A 1758-nucleotide genomic window follows, 5' to 3' on the forward strand; every position below is an offset into this window, starting at 1 on the left:
TCGCTGGCTTGTTGTTCTTCGATAATGTTGCGCCACTGCTCAAGGCTACGCATTTTTCTCATGGCTATCTCCTAATTGAAATTAAGAAATAGTTTAATCGGTTTGACGAGTTACTGGCAGGTGCACTTTGCTAGACGCTTACGTTACACCAGCTTTTAATTTAGATAAAAGAGGCGCTATTTTATTTTTTGCTTCTCCATGTGAGTAAAGCTCCGTACCGAAAGACTTTGGGATCGGAAAAAATAATAAAAGATAGAAAAATGCTACTAATCTCATAAACACCTAACGCCCCAAGCAGGGGATTTTATGAGCGTTTTTCAGCGAGTAAAATTCCCGCTGACTTGGCTTGTTAGGTAGTTTGTTCAAAAATCCATTCCTTCGTTTCTAAAAGTAGATTTGCAACTTCTAAGTTTTTCTTAGGATAAGGAGTAAGTCCCATCGAACCTGACTCTACTTTCTCTAAATATGAAGATATTTCATGATTTTTTGAATCGTTCAGTACGAGCTTAAATACTTTAGGCAAATAGGAATGGTATTCATCTCTAGCACCTGGGATATCAGCAACGCCTATTGGATCCCACACATAATGTAAAATCTCATCAGTTCGTTTGTAGAGTTCTAACTCCTTCCTTTCCAATTTACTTCCCATAGCTACCTAACGCCCCAATATGCCGACGCAACGAGCGCAGCGAGTTGAGGTCGGAATGATTGGTTTGTTAGTTTGCAATTGCCACCTTCACCGCCCAAGATGATGCATTGTCTTCCTTTAATAAACGAATATCATCTTGAACTTTACCCGCCTTAATTTTTAAAGCATATATCTTTGTTACTTGCATAGGGTGACCCGCAACCGCGACTAATAACTTAAGTGGGTTACTAAAAGAGTTATATGTTTCTCGAATTATAACAAAGTCAAAATCTTCAAAGTGTTTTACGAAAAGGATTTCGTTAGCATCAAAAATAGATAAGTTATTGATAAATAATGATTCATCTTTAATAGTGTAATTATGCTCTGATACAGAGCTAACCATGTTATTTGAACTTTTATTTTCGTTTAATTTGAAGGTATTAAAATCTAAAGAATATAAAAATGACTCTTCTTTAATTAGATTGGCCAATTCAATTGACAGATCTTTAGAAATAGCATTGAAGCTAAACAGTAAAAGTAAAAGAGATATTAGATATTTCAAAAGTGCCTCCCTGCAAACTAACGCCCCAATTTGGGGAAATTGCGAGTGTTTTGGCACGAAGTGCCAGCGAGTAATTTTCCCAAGCCAGCTTGCTGGCTGAACAACATTGGTTTGTTATGTGCCGGATTTATGAATGACATACGTAACTGGATTCCTGAAGCTCCAACCTGAGCCTGATTGAAATACATTGCCACTATTTAAAGCCGCCTTAACTTGCTTTCTCGCAGTTCGAGTAGCATAAAGAAAAACAACTACCCAAAAAGCAAACAAAAACCAAGCCCCCAGTGAAAGCCTTTGCTCTTGGATAAAAGCAAATATAAAACACATGGCGACTAGAGTTAGGCCGACATATCGAAATAGTGAGGAAAATATAATTTTAACATCACCATTTGGCATTATCTCTTCAACATAAAATATCAACTTACTGAAATCCCTGTAGGCATATAGACATAATGACTCCCACACGGTGTTAGCCTCCGCTTTTCGTGGGTTAGCTTAATTCAAAGCCAGAGCCATAATTAGTTTATCAATTAACTAAACAGCAGAGGCTAACATGAATAAACATAGC

Annotated in this window: 3 protein-coding genes; all 3 read right to left on the minus strand. The window is 37.2% G+C overall.

What is annotated here, in order from left to right; genetic code table 11:
* Positions 1 to 349: 349 nt before the first annotated feature.
* Positions 350 to 649, minus strand: a complete 300-nt coding sequence (locus tag H5200_RS23035; protein WP_109874722.1) for a hypothetical protein — start codon at positions 647 to 649, stop codon at positions 350 to 352.
* 67 nt (positions 650 to 716) lie between these two features.
* The gene (locus H5200_RS23040) at positions 717 to 1190 is read right to left on the minus strand and encodes a hypothetical protein (RefSeq protein WP_182762805.1); all 474 of its coding nucleotides are present in this window, start codon (positions 1188 to 1190) and stop codon (positions 717 to 719) included.
* Between the two features lie 114 nt (positions 1191 to 1304).
* Positions 1305 to 1586, minus strand: coding sequence for a hypothetical protein (locus H5200_RS23045; RefSeq protein WP_182762807.1), 282 nt, complete (start codon positions 1584 to 1586; stop codon positions 1305 to 1307).
* Between the last annotated feature and the right edge of the window lie 172 nt (positions 1587 to 1758).

It is taken from the genome of Pseudoalteromonas sp. SG43-7, from assembly GCF_014164295.1.
Lineage (GTDB): Bacteria > Pseudomonadota > Gammaproteobacteria > Enterobacterales > Alteromonadaceae > Pseudoalteromonas > Pseudoalteromonas rhizosphaerae.